Source organism: Mycobacterium sp. Marseille-P9652, from assembly GCF_902652685.1.
Taxonomy (GTDB): domain Bacteria; phylum Actinomycetota; class Actinomycetes; order Mycobacteriales; family Mycobacteriaceae; genus Mycobacterium.
On the sequence record NZ_CACRUY010000021.1, the window covers coordinates 40,560 to 60,250 of the forward strand.

The 19,691-nt window shown below is 69.9% G+C and carries 18 protein-coding genes; 6 read left to right on the forward strand and 12 right to left on the reverse strand.

The genetic code is table 11. From position 1 onward, the window contains the following. Positions 1 to 22 precede the first annotated feature (22 nt). The 3 genes from GPY60_RS13415 to GPY60_RS13425 are packed head-to-tail and all read left to right on the forward strand — an operon-like array spanning position 23 to position 3,367. Positions 23 to 1,567, forward strand: coding sequence for an arylsulfatase (locus GPY60_RS13415; RefSeq protein ID WP_156688166.1), 1,545 nt, complete (start codon positions 23 to 25; stop codon positions 1,565 to 1,567). 2 nt (positions 1,568 to 1,569) lie between these two features. Further along, the gene (locus tag GPY60_RS13420; protein WP_231639642.1) at positions 1,570 to 2,484 is read left to right on the forward strand and encodes an HAD family hydrolase; all 915 of its coding nucleotides are present in this window, start codon (positions 1,570 to 1,572) and stop codon (positions 2,482 to 2,484) included. Next, a complete protein-coding gene (locus GPY60_RS13425; protein ID WP_156688203.1) occupies positions 2,477 to 3,367 on the forward strand; it encodes a formylglycine-generating enzyme family protein in 891 nt (296 codons plus the stop codon). The genes GPY60_RS13420 and GPY60_RS13425 overlap by 8 nt, the downstream gene beginning before the upstream one ends. On the opposite strand, the gene metK is transcribed toward GPY60_RS13425, so the two are convergent. The 12 genes from metK to pyrR all read right to left on the reverse strand — a co-directional run bounded on the left by metK (position 3,364) and on the right by pyrR (position 16,438). Then, complete coding sequence (metK, locus tag GPY60_RS13430; RefSeq protein WP_156688168.1) at positions 3,364 to 4,575, reverse strand: methionine adenosyltransferase; 1,212 nt, start codon at positions 4,573 to 4,575, stop codon at positions 3,364 to 3,366. The genes GPY60_RS13425 and metK overlap by 4 nt on opposite strands. 69 nt (positions 4,576 to 4,644) lie before the next feature. After that, positions 4,645 to 5,925 carry a bifunctional phosphopantothenoylcysteine decarboxylase/phosphopantothenate--cysteine ligase CoaBC gene (gene coaBC / locus GPY60_RS13435; protein WP_156688169.1) on the reverse strand — a complete coding sequence of 427 codons (1,281 nt, stop codon included), beginning with the start codon at positions 5,923 to 5,925 and terminating at the stop codon, positions 4,645 to 4,647. A gap of 19 nt (positions 5,926 to 5,944) precedes the next feature. Then, positions 5,945 to 6,277, reverse strand: a complete 333-nt coding sequence (rpoZ, locus tag GPY60_RS13440; protein ID WP_156688170.1) for a DNA-directed RNA polymerase subunit omega — start codon at positions 6,275 to 6,277, stop codon at positions 5,945 to 5,947. A gap of 65 nt (positions 6,278 to 6,342) precedes the next feature. Continuing rightward, on the reverse strand, positions 6,343 to 6,969 hold the full coding sequence (gene gmk / locus GPY60_RS13445) for a guanylate kinase (protein WP_370462720.1): 627 nt from the start codon (positions 6,967 to 6,969) through the stop codon (positions 6,343 to 6,345). An 89-nt stretch (positions 6,970 to 7,058) separates the two neighbouring features. Beyond that, positions 7,059 to 7,376 (reverse strand): integration host factor, actinobacterial type, encoded by a 318-nt coding sequence (gene mihF / locus GPY60_RS13450; protein WP_067415791.1) that lies wholly within the window; start codon positions 7,374 to 7,376, stop codon positions 7,059 to 7,061. Between the two features lie 446 nt (positions 7,377 to 7,822). After that, the gene (pyrF, locus tag GPY60_RS13455; RefSeq protein WP_156688172.1) at positions 7,823 to 8,647 is read right to left on the reverse strand and encodes an orotidine-5'-phosphate decarboxylase; all 825 of its coding nucleotides are present in this window, start codon (positions 8,645 to 8,647) and stop codon (positions 7,823 to 7,825) included. Continuing rightward, a complete protein-coding gene (carB, locus tag GPY60_RS13460; protein ID WP_156688173.1) occupies positions 8,644 to 11,997 on the reverse strand; it encodes a carbamoyl-phosphate synthase large subunit in 3,354 nt (1,117 codons plus the stop codon). Before carB ends, pyrF begins: the two co-directional genes overlap by 4 nt. Next, complete coding sequence (gene carA, locus GPY60_RS13465) at positions 11,997 to 13,130, reverse strand: glutamine-hydrolyzing carbamoyl-phosphate synthase small subunit (RefSeq protein WP_156688174.1); 1,134 nt, start codon at positions 13,128 to 13,130, stop codon at positions 11,997 to 11,999. The genes carB and carA overlap by 1 nt, the downstream gene beginning before the upstream one ends. Then, entirely contained in the window at positions 13,127 to 13,636 is a 510-nt protein-coding gene (locus tag GPY60_RS13470) for a PH-like domain-containing protein (RefSeq protein WP_156688175.1), read from the reverse strand. Before GPY60_RS13470 ends, carA begins: the two co-directional genes overlap by 4 nt. Then, complete coding sequence (locus GPY60_RS13475) at positions 13,633 to 14,937, reverse strand: dihydroorotase (protein ID WP_156688176.1); 1,305 nt, start codon at positions 14,935 to 14,937, stop codon at positions 13,633 to 13,635. The genes GPY60_RS13470 and GPY60_RS13475 overlap by 4 nt, the downstream gene beginning before the upstream one ends. Further along, positions 14,934 to 15,878 carry an aspartate carbamoyltransferase catalytic subunit gene (locus tag GPY60_RS13480; RefSeq protein ID WP_156688177.1) on the reverse strand — a complete coding sequence of 315 codons (945 nt, stop codon included), beginning with the start codon at positions 15,876 to 15,878 and terminating at the stop codon, positions 14,934 to 14,936. The genes GPY60_RS13475 and GPY60_RS13480 overlap by 4 nt, the downstream gene beginning before the upstream one ends. Continuing rightward, positions 15,875 to 16,438, reverse strand: coding sequence for a bifunctional pyr operon transcriptional regulator/uracil phosphoribosyltransferase PyrR (pyrR, locus tag GPY60_RS13485; RefSeq protein ID WP_156688178.1), 564 nt, complete (start codon positions 16,436 to 16,438; stop codon positions 15,875 to 15,877). Before pyrR ends, GPY60_RS13480 begins: the two co-directional genes overlap by 4 nt. Before the next feature lie 134 nt (positions 16,439 to 16,572). Between pyrR and GPY60_RS13490 the strand changes: the two genes are divergently transcribed. The 3 genes from GPY60_RS13490 to GPY60_RS13500 are packed head-to-tail and all read left to right on the forward strand — an operon-like array spanning position 16,573 to position 19,689. Next, positions 16,573 to 17,835, forward strand: coding sequence for an HNH endonuclease (locus GPY60_RS13490; RefSeq protein ID WP_156688179.1), 1,263 nt, complete (start codon positions 16,573 to 16,575; stop codon positions 17,833 to 17,835). 10 nt (positions 17,836 to 17,845) lie between these two features. Beyond that, on the forward strand, positions 17,846 to 18,478 hold the full coding sequence (locus GPY60_RS13495; RefSeq protein WP_156688180.1) for a class I SAM-dependent methyltransferase: 633 nt from the start codon (positions 17,846 to 17,848) through the stop codon (positions 18,476 to 18,478). Positions 18,479 to 18,483: 5 nt separating this feature from the next. Continuing rightward, positions 18,484 to 19,689, forward strand: a complete 1,206-nt coding sequence (locus tag GPY60_RS13500) for a serine hydrolase domain-containing protein (RefSeq protein ID WP_197283662.1) — start codon at positions 18,484 to 18,486, stop codon at positions 19,687 to 19,689. The last annotated feature ends 2 nt before the right edge of the window (positions 19,690 to 19,691 follow it).

Here is a 19,691-nt window from a genome sequence, read left to right on the forward strand (position 1 = left end):
AGGCGGGGACGAAGGAGGCCTCATGCCGAATGGAAAGCCCAACATCCTCGTCATCTGGGGCGACGACATCGGGATCACCAACCTCAGCTGCTACAGCCACGGCCTGATGGGCTATCGCACCCCCAACATCGACCGCATCGCCGCCGAGGGCATGTTGTTCACCGACTCGTACGGTGAGCAGAGCTGCACAGCGGGACGGGCGTCGTTCATCACCGGCCAAAGCGTCTATCGCACCGGGCTGAGCAAGGTGGGCATGCCCGGTGTGAACGTGGGCCTGTCGGCCGACGACCCGACGATCGCCGAGCTGCTGAAGCCGCTGGGCTACGCGACCGGCCAGTTCGGCAAGAACCACCTGGGCGATCTGAACAGGTACTTGCCTACCGCGCACGGTTTCGACGAATTCTTCGGCAACCTCTATCACCTCAACGCCGAGGAAGAACCCGAGCACCCGGACTACCCCACCGAGCGGGAGGCCCCGCTGATGCGCAAGGCGCTGCTGCCACGCGGGGTGATCCACTCGTGGGCCACCGAGGAGGACAGCGGCGAGGACGACGAGCGCTTCGGTCCGGTGGGAAAGCAGCGCATCGAGGACACCGGGCCCCTGACCCGGGAGCGAATGCTGACGGTCGACGACGAGTTCACCACGGCCTGCCTCGACTTCATCCGGCGCCAGCATGCGGCGGACACACCGTTCTTCGTGTGGATGAACACCACCCACATGCATTTCCGGACCCACACCAAACCGGAGTCGCTGGGACAGGCGGGGAGGTGGCAGTCGCCGTACCACGACACGATGATCGACCACGACCGCAACGTCGGTCAGCTGCTGGATGCGCTCGACGAACTCGGCATCGCCGACGACACCATCGTCATCTACAGCACCGACAACGGCCCACACGCCAACAGCTGGCCCGACGGCGCGACCACGCCGTTTCGCAGCGAGAAGAACACCAACTGGGAGGGCGCCTTCCGCATCCCGGAACTCATCCGCTGGCCCGGAAAGATCGCGGCGGGCGCGGTGTCCAACGAGATCGTCCAGCACCACGACTGGCTGCCGACGTTCCTGGCCGCCGCGGGCGAACCGGACATCGTCGACAAGCTCAAGCGGGGCCACCAGGTCGGCGACAAGCGGTTCAAGGTCCATATCGACGGCTACAACCTGCTGCCCTACCTGACCGGTGAGGTCGCCGAGAGCCCGCGCAAGGGCATGATCTACTTCTCCGACGACTGCGACGTGCTGGGCATCCGCTACGACAACTGGAAGCTGGTGTTCATGGAACAACGCTGCAAGGGCACGTTGCAGCTGTGGTTCGAGCCGTTCACCGCGCTGCGGGCGCCCAAGCTGTTCAACCTGCGCACCGATCCGTTCGAAGAGGCCGATGTCACGTCGAATACGTACTGGGACTGGGTGATAGACCGCATCTTCCTTGCGTTCTTCGGCGTGGCGCTGGTGAACCAGTTCCTGGAAACCTTCAAGGAGTTTCCGCCCAGAGCCAAGCCGGCGTCGTTCACCATCGACCACGCCGTGGAACAGCTCAAGGAGTTCCTCGCGGCCCGAGGTCAGTGAGTTTGGCAACGCTTGACAGCTGGAACGACGGCCCGGCGAAATCGGCGATCATCGACTTCGTCGATCGGGTAACTCACGAAAGATCAGCGGATTTCGTCGCGCCGGACGCGCGGGTGGCGGTCTTCGACAACGACGGCACCTTGTGGTGCGAGAAGCCGTTCTACATCCAGCTCGACTTCCTGGTGCGCCGATTCGCCGAGCAGGCGCACGCCGATCCGAGCCTTCGGGAGCGTGAGCCGTACAAGGGCGCCTACGAGGGCGACCTTACCTGGTTGTCCGATGCGGTGGCCAAACACCATCGGGGTGACGATTCCGAGCTCGGACCGCTTGTGGCAGCGATACTTTCGGCACATGCGTCGATCACCGTCGACGAACACCGCGCCCGCGTGGAGGCGTTCTTCCGCGACGCCACCCACCCAACGCTGGGGCGTCCGTACATGTCGTGCGCATACCGGCCCATGGTGGAGCTGCTGCGTTACCTGAGGGCCCACGGCTTCACCAATTTCATCGTCTCGGGCGGCGGACGCGACTTCATCCGGCCCGTCAGCGGGCTGCTCTACGACATTCCACCCGAACGGGTCGTGGGCAGCTCGGTCGGCCTGACGTATCGCGACGGGGATCTGTTCACCACGGCTCAGCCGGAATTTCTCGACGAGGGCCCCATCAAACCGGTCCGGTTGTGGAGCCGGATCGGGCGCCGGCCCACACTGGCCGCGGGTAACTCCGACGGCGACATCGAGATGCTGCACTACACCGGGGCTTCGGGGACTCCATCGCTGCGCCTGCTGATCCGCCACGATGACGCCGAGCGCGAATTCGCCTACACCGCGGGCGCGGAGAAGGCGGCGACGTTGGTCGAGCCGAGCGGCTGGACAGCGGTCAGCATGCGCGACGACTGGGCGAGTGTCTTTGACTGAGGACCTGATCTGGATCCCGGCGCAGACGGCCGTGCTGGGCTCCGACGACCACTACCCGGAGGAGGCGCCCGCGCATTCGGTCGGCGTACCGGGCTTCTGGATGCAGGCCTGCCCGGTGACCAACACGCAATTCGCCGAATTCGTCGATGCCACGGGCTATCTCACCGTCGCCGAGCGGGCGTTGAACCCGGCGGACTACCCCGGTGCGCCAAAGGACAATGTGCAGCCGGGGTCGATGGTCTTTCGCCGCACCAGCGGCCCGGTCGACCTGCGCCACTTGAGCCAGTGGTGGGCATGGACGCCCGGGGCGTCGTGGCGCCACCCGGTGGGGCCGGGCTCCTCGATCGCCAAGCGTGCCGAGCATCCGGTCGTCCACGTCGCCTACGAGGACGCCGAGGCGTACGCGAGCTGGGCGGGGCGGTCACTGCCAACCGAGGCGGAATGGGAGACCGCGGCGCGCGGGGGACTCGTGCAGGCGACCTACACATGGGGCGCGGAGCCCGAGGGACCCGGCCAACGCCTCGCCAACTACTGGCACGGCGAGTTCCCCTGGCGTCCCGACCCCGGCTACGGGCGCACCACACCGGTGGGCAGCTTCCCGCCGAACGGCTACGGCCTCTTCGACATGGCCGGCAACGTCTGGGAATGGACGACCGACTGGTATGCCGATACCCGCGCCGGCCCCGGTCGTGAGGCCGGCAGCTATGACCCGGCGCAGCCCCAGTTCCGGATCCCCCGCAAGGTGATCAAAGGGGGCTCGTTCCTCTGCGCGGACAGCTATTGCCGCCGCTATCGCCCCGCCGCCCGCCGACCGCAACCGATCGATACGGGCATGAGCCACATCGGCTTTCGATGTGTGCTACGCGAAGTTCCCGAGGCCTAGACGGCGCGCTTGAGCTCGTCGACCTTGTCGAGCCGCTCCCACGGCAGGTCGACGTCGGTGCGGCCGAAGTGCCCGTACGCGGCGGTCTGCGCGTAGATCGGGCGCAACAGGTCCAGGTCGCGGATGATGGCGCCGGGCCGCAGGTCGAACACCTCGGGGACGATCTTCTCGATCTTGACCGGGTCGACCGTCGCGGTGCCGAACGTCTCGACGAACAGGCCGACGGGCGCGGCCTTGCCGATCGCGTAGGCCACCTGAACCTCCACCCGCTCCGCGAGGCCGGCGGCGACGATGTTCTTGGCCACCCACCGCATCGCGTACGCGGCCGACCGGTCCACCTTGGACGGGTCCTTGCCGGAGAAGGCGCCGCCGCCGTGGCGGGCCCACCCGCCGTAGGTGTCGACGATGATCTTGCGGCCGGTCAGGCCCGCGTCACCCATCGGCCCGCCCAGGACGAACTTGCCGGTCGGGTTGAAAAGCAAGCGGGTCGATGACGTGTCCAGCGTGTCGTGCGCGAGGTCGTCCAGGACGGTGTTGACGACCTTTTCCCGAAGGTCGGGGGTCAGGGTCTTCTCCAGGTCGATGTCGGCCGCGTGCTGGGTGGAGATCACCACGGTGTCGAGCCGGACCGGGACGTTGTCCTCGTATTCGATGGTGACCTGCGTCTTGCCGTCCGGGCGCAGGTACGGCAGCACGCCGTTCTTGCGCACCTCGGTCAGCCGCCGGGACAGGCGGTGGGCCAGCGCGATCGGCAAGGGCATCAGTTCGGGGGTGTCGGCAATGGCGTAGCCGAACATCAGGCCCTGGTCGCCGGCGCCCTGGGCGTCCAGCGGGTCCGCGGTGCCCTCGACCCTGGCCTCGAAAGCGGTGTCGACGCCCTGGGCGATGTCGGGCGACTGCGCGCCGATGCCGATGTTCACCCCGCACGACGCCCCGTCGAAACCCTTGTCCGACGAGTCGTAGCCGATCGCGAGGATGCGCTCACGCACCGTGTTGGTGATGTCGGCGAACGCCTCCTTGGCCGTCGTCGTCACCTCGCCCACCACGTGCACCTGGCCGGTCGTGACCAGCGTCTCGACCGCCACCCGGGAGCGCGGGTCCTGCGCCAGGAGCGAGTCGAGGACCGAGTCGCTGATCGCGTCACAGATTTTGTCGGGGTGCCCCTCCGTCACCGACTCACTGGTAAACAGCCGACCATTTTCGCTCACAGCTTGATCCTTCCAAATAGTTAGGTAGCCGAATCATATCGGCTGGCATCGCGGCGCGAACCGGGACCGCTACGCGCCGCTCCCGTCGTCTGCGTCGCCGTGTAGGAACGCGACGATCGCGTCCACGATACGACTGGCCATCAACGTCTTGGAGCCGTGCTGCAGCGCCGCCTCGGTGCCGTCGGACGCCAGCAGCCAGCCGTCGTTGTTGTCCACCTCGAACGCCCTGCCGTCGCCGACGGCGTTGACGACCAACAGATCGCAGCCCTTGCGCTGCAGCTTCGCCCGGGCGTGGAAGAGCACGTCGCCGTTGGCGTCGCCGGTCTCGGCGGCAAACCCCACGATGGCCCGCATGTTGGGCAGCTCGCCGTGGGAGCGCGCTCGCACCACGCCGGCCAGCACGTCGTCGTTGCGGGTCAGCTTGATCGCGGGTGGTTCGGCACGGTCGTCGGCGTCCTTTTTGATCTTGGCGACGGCAACCTCGGCGGGCCGGAAGTCGGCGACCGCCGCGGCCATCACCAACACGTCCGCTTCCGGGGCGTGCTTGGAGACCGCGTCCCCGAGTTGCTCGGCGGAACTGACGTGCACGACGTCCACGCCGGCCGGGTCGATCAGCCCGGCGGTGTGCCCGGCGATGAGGGTGACCTGGGCGCCGCGCTGGGCGGCGACGCGCGCCACCGCGTAGCCCTGCTTGCCCGAGCTGCGGTTTCCGACGAACCGGACGGGGTCGATCGGTTCGCGGGTGCCCCCGGCGGTGACCAGCAGGCGCCAGCCGGCCAGGTCGTAGGGCAGCGCGTCGTGGCGCTCCAGCAGCAGCTGGGCCAGCGTGGTGATCTCCTCGGCCTCAGGCAGGCGGCCCGCGCCGCTGTCGGCGCCGGTGAGCCGCCCGGAGGCGGGTTCCAGCACCACGGCGCCCCGGCGGCGCAGCGTGGCCACGTTGTCCGCGGTGGCCGGGTGTAGCCACATCTCCGTGTGCATCGCCGGCGCGAACAACACCGGGCACCGCGCGGTCAGCAGCGTCGCGGTCAGCAGGTCGTCTGCGCGGCCGTGCACGGCCCGCGCCAGCAGGTCGGCGGTCGCGGGGGCCACCACGACGAGGTCGGCCTGCTGGCCGAGCCGGACGTGCGGCACCTCGGGGACATCCTCGAAGACCCCGGTGGTCACGGGGTGGCCGGACAGCGCCTCGAACGTGGCTGCGCCGACGAAGCGCAGCGCGGAGTCGGTCGGGATGACGCGGACGGAGTGGCCGGCCTCGGAGAGCTGACGAACCACGGTGCATGCCTTGTAGGCGGCGATGCCCCCGGAGACGCCGACGATAACTTTTTTCGCGATGCGATCGCGGTCGTCCACAGCGCGCCCGGCCTGCCTGTTACTCGCCCTCGGTGTGCTCGAGCAGGTCGGCGTGGATCTCGCGCAGCGCGATGGACAGCGGCTTTTCCTGCAGGCCCGGCTCGACCAGGGGGCCGACGTACTCGAGGATGCCCTCGCCGAGCTGGTTGTAGTAGTCGTTGATCTGGCGGGCCCGCTTGGCGGCGTAGATCACCAGGGCGTACTTGCTCGAGACGCGGTCCAGCAATTCGTCGATGGGCGGATTGGTGATGCCCAGCGGGGTGTCGTAGGCGCTCTGCCCGCCCGCCGACGGGTCGAATTGGTCCATGGCGGGGACGGCGGCCAGCGGCGCGTCGGACTGCGGACTAGTCACGTAAGTCAATCTCCTACAGCTGATGGTGTGAAAGCGACGTCGAACTTGACGCTGAATCTGGGGTGTTATGCCGGGCCCGGCGCAGTTCCTAGCAGCAAGGATACCAATTCGGCGCAGGCAGACTCCAATCGACTGTTGACGACGACCTCGTCGAAGTCGCCCTGAGCTGCCAGTTCCACGCGGGCCGTGTCCAGGCGGCGCCGGATCGCCTCCGGCGTCTCGGTGCCCCGGCCGACCAGCCTGGCCTCCAGGTCCTCCCAGGTGGGCGGCGCCAGAAACACGGTGAGAACCTCGGGCATCGCCTTCTTGATCGCCCGCGCGCCGGCCAGATCGACCTCGATCAGCACGGGATGCCCCGAGGCGGTCGCAGCCCGTACGGGGTCGGCGAGCGTGCCCGACCGGTGCAGCCCGCCGTGGATGTCGGCCCACTCCAGCAGGGCGCCCTCGTCAATGAGCTGCTGGAAGCGGGCCGGGGTGACGAAGTGGTAGTCGACGCCGTCGACTTCGCCCGGCCGCGGCGCCCGCGTCGTGGCCGAGACGCTGAAATGCAGGTCCGGGATCCGCTCGCGCAGACACCGGACCACGGTTGACTTTCCGACCGCCGAGGGACCGGACAGCACCACAACACGCCCGTGACCTGTCGTCTCAAGCCGGGCCTGCTGCGTGACGTCCGGTCCCCCGCCGGCGCCTATCGGCGCCGTCGGGATCGGTGCGCCCGCCGGCTGTGCCGGATTGCCCGCGTCCTCATCAGGCCGTGCGGCCTGCATCGACGGCGGGTGGGCTAGGCGGAGCCGAACTTTTCGAGCAGAGCCTTGCGCTGCCGATCGCCCAGGCCCCGCAGGCGGCGGGTCGGCGCGATCTCCAGCTCGGTCATGATTTCCTGCGCCTTCACCTTGCCAACCTTCGGCAAGGCCTCCAGCAGCGCAGAGACCTTCATCTTGCCCAGAACCTCATCGGTTTCGGCGTCCTTGAGCACCTGCGAAAGGTTGGTGCCACCACGCTTCAGCCGGTCCTTGAGCTCTGCTCGTGCACGACGTGCGGCAGCCGCCTTCTCCAAGGCGGCCGCGCGCTGCTCGTCGGTCAACTGGGGAAGGGCCACGATTCCTCCGTATCTCGATCTTTCGATCCGTCTCTGCCGGGTACTTCTGCCAGCGCAGACGACCGTACTCACGCTTCGGAACGAAATCTAACCCGCCCCCCTGGTTCAGGTCTGCAAACGCCCAGCGTGGTGCGCCGGACGGCCCGTGCGAAGGCACCGACGAGGTCTCGGAAGGGGGGGGTAGCCCGGGCGGCGTCGCCGGGGGGAAAGGGCCGCGATCTGCCTTCTACCAGGCATTTTGGGTTTCCGGTCGCGCGGACCGCCGCGCCGACGGCCGTCGCGGAGTCCGGCGAGGGGCGGCCACGGGGACAGGGTGCCGGGCGTCACGGATTTTTGATCGCGTTCGCGCGTGTCGCCATCCGCCCGCGACGGTTGCCGAGGTCGGGGCTCACGGATGGGAACTCGGCATTTTCCGTGCATATCCCACACGTTCGGCGTTCTGGGGCTCAGGCTCCCAGGTAGGCGACGGCGTCGCGCATGCGTTCGGCCGCGCCCCGCAGGTCCGCCACGGCCGGGCCCGCGCGCAGGACCTCGCGCGCGACGACGGGCAGCAGCTGCCTCGGCGCCGCCCCGCCGAGTCCGGCCAGCGCCTCGGGCCGCCCACCCTGCGCGCCGACGCCCGGCACCAGCACGGGGCCGCCGAGCGCGCTGACGTCGGGCGCCTCGAAGACGGTCGCGCCCACCACGACGCCGACGTAGCCGGGCTCCGAGGAGCTCATCGACTTGTTCACCACGGCCGCCTGGTCGACGACGAGCTGGGCCACGGTGCGGCCGTCGAACGTGGCGCGCTGCACGGTCCCGCCCTCGGGGTTGGACGTCGCCGCCAGCACGAACACCCCGCGATCGTGCGCCGCGGCGGCTTCCAGCAGCGGCCGCAGCGAGCCGAACCCCAGATAGGGCGACGCGGTCACCGCGTCGGCGGCCAGGGGCGATTCCCCGGCCCACGCGGCGGCGTAGGCCGCCATCGTCGTCCCGATGTCCCCCCGCTTGGCATCGGCCAGCACGAGGACCCCGGCGGTGCGCAGGGCGGCGATCGTGCGTTCCAGCACCGCGTAGCCGATCGAGCCGTAGGCCTCGAAGAACGCCACCTGGGGTTTGACGACGGCGAAGCCGGCGAACGCCTCGACGCAGACGTCGCAGAAGGCGGAGAGCCCGTCGGCGGTGATCGGCAGCCCCCACGCCCCCAGCAGCTCGGGGTGCGGGTCGATGCCCAGGCACAGCGGCCCGCGGCGCGCCTTCGCCTCGGCGAGGCGGGCGCCGAACCCCGTCATTCTCGGGGGCCCGCCGGGCCGATGAGGCTGTGCAGCTCCTGCAGCGACCGCACGTCGATGTCGCCGCGGATGCCCGCTTCGATGCCCTGGATGGCGGCGGACGCCCCCTGCACCGTGGTGATGCAGGGGATGTTGGCCGAGACCGCGACCGAACGGATCTCGTAGCCGTCGATGCGCGGGCCGGAGTTGCCGAACGGCGTGTTGATCACCATGTCGACCTCACCGGCCTTGATCGCGTCGACCGCGGACATCGCGGGGCGACCCTCCTGCGGCGGCTCGAAATGCTTGCGCACCTCGTCGCAGGGAATCCCGTTGCGGCGCAACGTCTCCGCGGTGCCCTCGGTGGCGAGCACCCGGAATCCCAGGTCGGCCAGGCGCTTGACCGGGAACACCAGGGATCGCTTGTCCCGGTTGGCGACCGACACGAAGACGGTCCCGCGGGCGGGAAGCGAACCGTAGGCGGCGGTCTGGCTCTTGGCGAAGGCGGTGCCGAAGTCGCGGTCGATGCCCATGACCTCGCCGGTCGACTTCATCTCCGGCCCCAGCAGGGAGTCAATTGCGGCGCCGTCCAGCCGGCGGAAGCGGTGGAAGGGCAACACGGCCTCCTTGACCGCGATCGGGGCCTGTGGCGGCGCGTGCGCGCCGTCGGATTCGCGGGCCAGCATGCCCTCGTCGCGGAGCTGGGAAATGCTGGCGCCCAACATGATCCGGGCGCACGCCTTGGCCAGTGGGATCGCGGTGGCCTTCGAGACGAACGGCACCGTGCGGCTGGCGCGCGGGTTGGCCTCCAGGACGTAGAGCACGTCGTCCTTCAGCGCGTACTGCACGTTGAGCAGCCCCACCACGCCGATTCCGTGCGCGATGGCCTCCGTCGCGCGGCGCACCTTTTCGATGTCGCTGCGGCCCAGAGTGACCGGCGGCAGCGCGCAGGCGGAGTCGCCGGAGTGGATGCCGGCCTCCTCGATGTGCTCCATGATGCCGCCGATGTAGACCTCGGAGCCGTCGCACAGGGCGTCGACGTCGATCTCCACCGCGTCCTCGAGGAACCGGTCGACCAGCACGGGATGCTCGGGCGACAGCTGGGTGGCGCGGGTGATGTAGTCCTTCAGCGTCGCCTCGTCGTAGACGATCTCCATGCCGCGGCCGCCCAGCACGTAGGAGGGCCGCACGAGCACGGGGTAGCCGATCTCCTCGGCGATCCGGCGCGCCTGCGGGAAGGTCGTGGCGGTGCCGTACCGGGGCGCGGGCAGTCCCGCGGTGGCCAGCACGTCGCCGAACGCGCCGCGGTCCTCGGCCAGGTCGATCGCCTCGGGCGGCGTGCCCACGATCGGGACGCCCGCGTCGGCGAGCCGCTGCGCCAGGCCCAGCGGCGTCTGCCCGCCCAGTTGCACGATCACCCCCGCCACGCCGGGGCCGTCACCGCCGGACTCCGACTCGGCGTGGAACACCTCGAGGACGTCCTCGAACGTCAGGGGTTCGAAGTAGAGCCGGTCGGCGGTGTCGTAGTCGGTGGACACCGTCTCGGGGTTGCAGTTGACCATCACGGTCTCGAAACCGGCCTGGCTCAACGTGGTCGCCGCGTGCACGCAGCTGTAGTCGAACTCGATGCCCTGGCCGATGCGGTTCGGCCCGGACCCGAGGATGAGCACCTTGGGCCTGACGGCCTGCGGGGCCACCTCGGTCTCGGCGGCCGGGTCGAGCTCGTAGCTGCTGTAGTGGTAGGGCGTCTTGGCCTCGAACTCCGCGGCGCAGGTGTCCACGGTCTTGTACACCGGCCGGATGCCGAGCCGCTCGCGCAGCGAGCGGACCCCGTTCTCGCCGGCCAATTCCGGCCTCAGGGCGGCGATCTGGCGGTCCGACAGCCCGCTGTGCTTGGCGCGCCGCAGCAGGTCGGCGTCGAGCACCGGGGCCGCCACCAGTTCCGCGCGCAGCCCCACCAGCTCGCCGATCTCGGCGACGAACCAGGGGTCGACGCCCGAGGCTTCGGCCACCCGCTCCACCGGGGCGCCGAGCCGCAGCGCCAGCTCGATGTCGTAGAGCCGGCCCTCGGTGGGGGTCCGCAGGCGCTCGAGGACGGCGTCGAGATCGCCCTCGGGGTCCGGTTTCGTCCAGAAGCCGGCGCGGTCGGTCTCCAGCGAGCGCATCACCTTGCCGAGGGCCTCGACGAAGTTGCGCCCCAACGACATCGCCTCGCCGACCGACTTCATCGTGGTGGTCAGCGTGGGATCGGCGCCGGGGAACTTCTCGAACGCGAACCGCGGCGCCTTGACCACGACGTAGTCCAGGGTGGGTTCGAAGCAGGCCGGGGTTTCCTTGGTGATGTCGTTGACGATCTCGTCGAGGGTGTAGCCGATAGCGAGCTTGGCGGCGATCTTGGCGATCGGGAAGCCGGTGGCCTTCGACGCCAGGGCACTCGACCGCGACACCCGCGGGTTCATCTCGACGACGATCAGCCGCCCGTCGCGCGGGTCCACCGCGAACTGGATGTTGCAGCCGCCGGTGTCCACCCCGACCTCGCGCAGGATCGCGATGCCCAAGTCGCGCATCCGCTGGTATTCACGGTCGGTGAGCGTCATGGCCGGCGCGACGGTGACCGAGTCGCCGGTGTGCACGCCCATCGGGTCGACGTTCTCGATCGAGCAGACCACCACCACGTTGTCGTGGCCGTCGCGCATCAGCTCGAGCTCGTATTCCTTCCAGCCGTAGATCGATTCCTCGATCAGCACGTTGGCGCTGGGCGACGCGGCCAGGCCTGCACCGGCCATGCGGTCGACCTCGTCGGCGGAGCTCGCCATGCCCGAGCCCAGGCCGCCCATCGTGAAGCTGGGCCGCACCACCACCGGCAGGCCGAGTTCGGCGACCGTCTCGCGCACCTCGTCCATCGTGAAACAGACGCGGCTGCGCGCGGATTCGCCGCCGACCTTGGCGACGATGTCCTTGAACCGCTGGCGGTCCTCGCCGCGCTGGATCGCGTCGAAGTCGGCGCCGATCAGTTCGACGTCGTAGCGCTCCAGCGCCCCGTTCTCGTAGAGCGCGACCGCGGTGTTGAGGGCGGTCTGGCCGCCCAGCGTGGCCAGCAGCGCGTCGATCTTGTTGCCGCGCTTGGCCTGCTGGGCGATCACCTTTTCGACGAACGCCGGCGTGATGGGCTCGACGTAGGTGTGGTCGGCGTACTCCGGGTCGGTCATGATGGTCGCCGGGTTCGAGTTGATGAGGCTGACCTCCAGCCCCTCGGCCCGCAGCACCCGGCAGGCCTGGGTGCCGGAGTAGTCGAACTCGGCGGCCTGGCCGATGATGATCGGCCCGGAGCCGATCACCAGCACGTGCTTGAGGTCCGTGCGGCGCGGCACTAGCGCTCCCCTCCCCGTTGTTCAGCGGCCATCAGGTCGATGAATTGGTCGAACAGGTACTCGGCGTCGTGCGGTCCGGCCGCGGCCTCCGGGTGATACTGCACCGAAAACGCCCGTCCGTCGGCCAGTTTGACGCCCTCGACCACCCCGTCGTTGGCGCAGGTGTGGCTGACGATCGCCCGGCCGAACGGCGTGTCGAAGGACTGGCCGGCCTCCCCCTCCAGCGCGAACCCGTGGTTCTGCGCGGTGACGGCGACACGCCCGGTGGCGTGGTCGATGACCGGGATGTTGATGCCGCGGTGGCCGAATACCATCTTGTAGGTGGACAATCCCAGCGCCCGGCCGAGGATCTGATTGCCGAAACAGATGCCGAACAGCGGGATTCCGGCCTCGATGACCTGCCGGGTGACGGCGACGACGTGGTCGGCGGTCGCGGGGTCGCCGGGACCGTTCGACAGGAAAACCCCGTCCGGTTTCACGTCGGCGATCTGCTCGAAGGTCGCAGACGCCGGCAGCACGTGACTGCGGATGCCGCGGCGGGAGAAGTTGCGCGGCGTGTTGGTCTTGATGCCGAGGTCCAGGGCCGCGACGGTAAACCGCTGCGGGCCTTCCGGTTCCACGGTGTAGACCTCGGGCGTGCTCACCTCGCCGGCGAGGTCGGCGCCCAGCATCGACTCCTGGCCCCGGACCCGCTCCAGCAGTTCGGCGGTGTCGGCCAGAGCGTCGCCCGAGAACAACCCGGCCTTCATCGATCCCCTGCTGCGCAGGTGGCGCACGACCGCCCGGGTGTCGATGCCGGCGATCCCGACGACGTGCTGGCGTACCAGCTCGTCCTCGAGCGTGCCGGTGGCACGCCAGTTGGACGCGCGCGGCGACGGGTCGCGCACCGCGTAACCGGCCACCCAGATCTTGTCGCCGCGGCTCTCCGCGTCCTCGCCGTTCCAGCCGGTGTTGCCGATCTGCGGCGCGGTGGCCACCACGATCTGGCGGTGGTAGCTGGGATCGGTGAGCGTCTCCTGGTAGCCCGACATCGCGGTGGAGAACACCGCCTCGCCGAGCGCCTGGCCGACCTTGCCGAACGGCGTCCCGGTGAAGACGCGGCCGTCCTCGAGTACCAGCACTGCTTTACTCACGCGGCTCCCTCCTGTTGCGACTCCAGCCACGGGTCGTAGTCGGCGCGGTGATTCGCGCGGAAGCCCGTGTCGATCTCCGTTCCCGACGCCAGCCGCCACCGGATCGCCAGTATGCCGATTCGGGCCACGCCCCTACCTCCCATGCTGCGCTCGATGCGGATGGACGCGAGCGACTCCCGGGGAATCCAAATCGGTTGCGCGCGAACGCGTTCCAATAATATCCCGCTGGCGTAGCGGGTCAGCACGGCCTTGCTTCGGTAACCCAGGTCGCCGGCCGCGATCCGCTCGTTCCAGCCGGGCGCCATCATCGAGCCGCAGTAGTGGCCACGGGTCGTGATGATCGCCGCGCCGACCACGTCCGGGATGGCGGGCAGCTCGCCGAGCAGCTCCTGTTGCCGCTGCGCCCGGCTTCGCCAGCCGCGCATCATCAGCTGCATGACCACCGCGATCACCACCACCAGCACGGCCGCGAAGATCAGCGACCCCACCAGCGTGCCGGAATTCATGCCGGGCACTTCCCGTCGCGCGCGGTGACCTCGCCGCGCAGCAGGGTCGCGGTCACGGTGGCGGGCAGGGTCATCGACTCGTACGGGGTGTTGGCCGACCGGCTGGCCAGATCCGGCCCGGCGACGGTCCAGGTGGCGTCCGGGTCGACGACGGTCAGGTTGGCGGGCTCGCCAACCTCCAGGGGGCGGCCGTGATCCGGCAATCCGACGATGCGCGCCGGGTTTTCGCTCATCACGCGGGCGATGTCGCGCCAGCCCAGCAGCCCGGGCACCACCATCGCCTGCACCACCACGGACAGCGCCGTCTGCAGCCCCAGCATGCCGGGACGCGCGGCGGAGAACTCGACACATTTCTCGTGCTCGGCGTGCGGGGCGTGGTCGGTGGCCACGCAGTCGATGATTCCCTCGGCCAGCGCCGCGCGCAGCGCCGCGGCGTCGGACGCCTCCCGCAACGGCGGGTTGACGCGGTTGACCCCGTCGTAGCCGGTCAGCCTGCCGTCGTCGAGCAGCAGGTGGTGCGGTGTCACCTCGGCGGTGATCGAAATGCCCTGCTGTTTGGCCCATCTCACAATCTCGACGGTGCCCGCGGTGGACGCGTGACAGATGTGCACCCGGGCGCCGGCGTCGCGGGCCAGCAGCGCGTCGCGCGCGACGATGGACTCCTCCGCGGCGCGCGGCCACCCGGACAGCCCGAGCCGCGCGGCGGTGGGTCCCTCGTGCGCGACGGCGCCGACCGTCAGCCGGGGCTCCTCGGCGTGCTGGGCGATCAGGACGCCGAGTCCGGTGGCGTACTCGAGCGCGCGGCGCATCACCAGCGGGTCGTGCACGCAGATGCCGTCGTCGGAGAACATCCGCACCTGGGCGGCCCCGGCGGCCATCATGCCCATCTCGGTGAGTTCGGCGCCGGCAAGCCCGATGGTGACGGCGCCGACGGGGTGCACGTCGACGAGGCCGACCTGCCGGCCGCGCTGCCAGACGTGGTCGGTGACCACCGGGCTGTCGGCGACGGGATTGGTGTTGGCCATCGCGAACACCGCGGTGTAGCCGCCCAATGCCGCCGCGGCCGAGCCGGTTTCGATGTCCTCGGCGTATTCGCGGCCGGGTTCACGCAGGTGGGTGTGCAGGTCGACGAACCCGGGCAGCAATATCTGTCCGGTCGCGTCGATGACGTCTAGATCCTTTTCAAGTGTTCCGGGCTGCTCGAGCCCCGGGCCGATTGCGGCGACCTGCCCGTCATCGACGAGCACGTCGACCGGCTCTCCCTCGCCGTACAGCCGGACCCCGCGGATCAACACGCTCACGCCGCGATCTCCTCTGCCCCTACCAAGACGTGGAACAGCACGGCCATGCGCACGTGCACCCCGTTGGAAACCTGTTGCAGCACGGCCGATTGCGACGAATCCGCCACCGAGGACGAGATCTCCATGCCGCGCAGCATCGGGCCCGGGTGCAGCACCACGGCGTGGCCGGGCAGCATCGCCTGGCGGCGCCCGGAAAGCCCGTAGCGGGTGGAGTATTCGCGCACCGACGGGAAGAAGCCGCCGTTCATCCGCTCGGCCTGCACCCGCAGCATCAGCACCGCATCGGCGGCGGGCAGCTCGGCGTCGAAGTCGTGCGACACGGTGACTGGCCACCCGTCGACCCCGGCCGGCAGGAGCGTCGGGGGCGCGACCAGGACCACCTCGGCGCCCAGGGTGTGCAGCAGCATGACGTTCGAGCGGGCCACGCGGCTGTGCAGGATGTCGCCGACGATCACGACGCGCCGGCCCTCGATGTCGCCGAGGCGCTGGCGGATGGTGAGCGCGTCGAGCAGCGCCTGCGTCGGGTGCTCGTGCGTGCCGTCACCGGCGTTGATCACCGACGGACCGTCGTTGGCGCTGCCCGTCCATTCGGCAAGCAGGTGCGCGGCGCCGGAGGCCGGGTGCCGGATGATCAGCGCGTCGGCGCCGGCGGCCCGCAGCGTCAGCGCGGTGTCGCGCAGCGACTCGCCCTTGCCCACCGACGAGCCGGCCGCGCTGACGTTGATCACGTCGGCGCTCATCCACTTGCCGGCGACCTCGAAGGAAACCCTTGTGCGGGTTGAATTCTCGTAGAACATCGTGATCACGGTGCGGCCGCGCAGCGTCGGCAGCTTCTTGATCTCGCGGCCGACCAGGGCCTGGGCGAACCGGTCGGCGTCGTCGAGGATGGCGGTGGCGTCGTCGCGGGTCAGGTCGCCGGCGGCCAGCAGGTGGCGGGTCATCGGGAGATCACCACGCCGTCGCGGCCGTCGTTCTCGGTGAGGAGCACGTGCACACTCTCGCTGCGCGAGGTCGGCACGTTCTTGCCCACGTAGTCGGCGCGCAGCGGCAGCTCGCGGTGGCCGCGGTCGACCAGAACGGCCAGCTGCACCGCCCGCGGCCGGCCGACGTCGCGCAGCGCGTCCAGCGCCGAGCGCACCGAGCGCCCGGAGTAGAGGACGTCGTCGACGAGGATCACCAGCGCGTCGTCGATGCCGCCGGCCGGGATCGAGGTGGCCGCGAGGGGGCGGGGCGGCTTCTGCATGAGGTCGTCCCGGTACAGCGTGATGTCGAGCGCACCCTGGCCGACGTCCACTCCGCTGTACTCGGCGATGTTGGCGGCCAGGCGGCTGGCCAGGATCACGCCGCGCGTCGGGATGCCCAGGAGGACCACGCGCGGTGCGTCGGGTCCGTCCAGCGCGGTCTTTTCGATGATCTGATGCGCGATGCGGGAAATGGTGCGGCCCACGTCGGCCGCCGACATCAATTCCCGGCCGGGGCCCGTGTCGCCCGCAGCACACATGCGTGACTTGACCTCCTTCTCCGCCTCGCCGGACGGATCGTTAAAGGATGTCGACTGCACGGCAGCGTAGCACTTCCGCAAAGTCGGCCCGCCGCGCGGTCGACGTGTCGGTGGGCTCGTCTACTATCGAAAATATGTTCGAATGCAATGCCGACGAGGCCGCGCTCATCGCGCGGATCGCCGAGCTGGAGCGGGAGAAGTCGGCGGCAGCCGCGATGCAGGCGCGCCTGGCCGCGCGGCTGGAGGAGCTGCGTCGGGCGAACGAGGCCGCCGCCGGTGTGCCGGCCGCCCAGCGAGGCCGCGGCCTGGCCAGCGAAATCGCCTTGGCCCGGCGGGATTCGCCCGCCCGCGGGGGCAGGCATCTCGGCTTCGCGAAAGCGCTGGTGCACGAGATGCCGCACACCCTCGCAGCGCTGGAGGACGGGCGGTTGTCCGAGTGGCGCGCCACGCTGATCGTCCGCGAGAGCGCCTGCCTGGACGTCGAGGACCGGCGCGCGCTGGACGCCGAGCTGTGCGCCGACCGGGCGGCGCTCGACGGCATGGGTGACGCGCGCATCGTCGCGGCGGCGCGGGCCATCGCCTACCGGCTGGATCCCCGCGCGGTCGTCGAGCGAGCCGCCAAGGCGGAATCCGAGCGCACCGTGACGATTCGCCCGGCGCCCGACACCATGACGTATCTGACCGCGTTACTGCCGGTCGCGCAGGGAGTCGCGACGTACGCGGCGCTCAAGCGGGCCGCCGACACCACGTTCGACGGCCGCACGCGCGGCCAGGTCATGGCCGACACCCTCGTCGAGCGCGTCACCGGCACACCCGCCGGCGTGCCCGCGCCCGTCGCGGTCAACCTGGTGATCACCGACGAGACGCTGCTGGGCGGCGACGACACCGCGGCGACGGTCGACGGCTACGGCCCCATCCCGGCGGCGGTGGCACGCAACCTGGTGAGCGCGGCCGTCGACGACTCCCGCTCGCGGGCCACCCTGCGCCGGCTCTACCGGCACCCGCGCTCCGGAGCCCTGGTGACGATGGAGTCGCGGGCCCGCCACTTCCCGAAGGGGCTGGCCACGTTCATCGCACTGCGCGACGAGCGATGTCGCACCCCCTACTGCGACGCGCCGATCCGCCACCTCGACCACGCCCGGCCGTGGCGGCGCGGCGGGCCGACCGCCGCGGACAACGGGGCCGGATCGTGCGAACGGTGCAACTACGCCAAGGAAGCTGCCGGGTGGCGGGTCACCGGGCATACCGGCGAAACAGGCTGCCACACAGCGGAATTCGTCACGCCGACCGGGGCCCGGTACCGTTCGACCGCGCCACCGAAACCGGGGCCGCTCGAAGTCTTCGTCAGCGATGTCGAGGTCCGGATCGGCGTGGCGATCGCCAGGCACGCGGCCTAAGCTGGCGCAAATGAGCATGGACTTCGACGCGCTCTACCGTGGCGAAAGCCCGGGCGAGGGCATCCCACCGGTCACCACGCCGCCGTGGGATACCAAGGCGCCCAAGGAGAATGTGATCACCTGGCACGAGGGCGGCTGGGTGCACGGCGACGTTCTCGACATCGGCTGCGGGCTGGGCGACAACGCGATCTATTTGGCGAGGAACGGCTACACCGTGACGGGCCTGGACATCTCCCCTACCGCGCTGGTTACCGCCGAGCGCCGAGCCCGCGACGCGGGCGTCGACGTGCGTTTCGCGGTCGCCGACTCCACCACGCTCGAGGGCTACAACGGCGCGTTCGACACCGTCGTCGACAGCGGGATGTTCCACTGCCTCGACGACGACGGGAAGCGCAGCTATGCCGCCGCGGCGCACCGGGCCACCCGGCCGGGCGCGACGCTGCTGATGAGCTGCTTCTCCGACGCCAACCCGCCCGACGACGAGTGGCCGCGCCCGGCGGTGTCCGAGCAGACGCTGCGCGACGTGCTCGGGGGCGCCGGCTGGGAGATCGAATCGCTGGAACCCGCCACGTGGCGGCGCGAGGCGGACGGCGGGAGCGTCGACATGGCGTTCTGGTACGTCCGCGCGCGGCGGCTAACGTGATCCGGGTGAACCTGGACGCCAATCGGGCCTCAATCAGCGAGGTGTGCGACGCGGGCGTGCTGGCCGGCGCCGTGACGGTGGTCTGGCAGCGCGGGGAAGTCCTGCAGGTCAACGAGGTCGGCTACCGCGACATCGACGCCGGCCTGCCGATGGGCCGCGACACGCTGTTCCGGATCGCGTCGATGACCAAGCCGGTCACGGTCGCGGCGATCATGAGCCAGGTCGACGAGGGCAAGCTGACGCTGAAAGATCCGGTGACCCGCTGGGCGCCCGAGCTGGCCGACGTGCGGGTGCTCGACGATCCCCACGGCCCGCTGGACCGCACGCACCCGCTGCGCCGCGCCATGCTGATCGAGGACCTGCTCACCCACACCAGCGGCCTGGCGTACGCGTTCTCGGTCTCGGGGCCGATCTCGAAGGCCTACATGCGGCTGCCGTTCCACCAAGGTCCGGACGCGTGGCTGGCCGAACTGGCGAAGCTGCCCCTGGTGCACCAGCCGGGTGAGCGGGTGACGTACAGCCACGCGATAGACCTGTTGGGGGTCATCGCTTCTCGCATCGACGGCAAGCCCTTCCACGAGGTCCTCGATGATCGCGTGCTCGGCCCGGCGGGCATGCCCGACACCGGGTTCTTCGTCACCCCGGAAGCCCGCCGCCGCGCCGCCACGATGTACCGCCTCACCGACGACCATCGCCTCGAGCACGGGGTGATGGGGCCACCGCACATCACGCCGCCCTCCTTCTGCAATGCCGGCGGCGGCCTGTGGTCGACCGCCGACGACTACCTGCGTTTCGTGCGGATGCTGCTCGGCGACGGATCGGTGGACGGCGTGCGCGTGCTGTCGCCGGAGTCGGCCCAACTCATGCGCACCGACCGGCTCACCGAGGAGCAGAAGCGGCACAACTTCCTCGGAGCGCCGTACTGGGTGGGCCGCGGCTTCGGGCTCAACCTGTCGGTGGTCACCGATCCGGCCAAGAGCACTCCCCTGTTCGGTCCGGGCGGCGTCGGGACGTTCAGCTGGCCCGGCGCCTACGGGACATGGTGGCAGGCCGACCCGAGCGCGGACCTGATCCTGGTCTATCTGATCCAGAACCTGCCGGACCTGACCGTGGACGCGGCGACGGCCGTGGCGGGCAACACGTCGCTGGCGAAACTGCGCACGGCGCAACCGAAGTTCGTCCGCCGCACCTATCAGGCGCTCGGTCTCTAGGC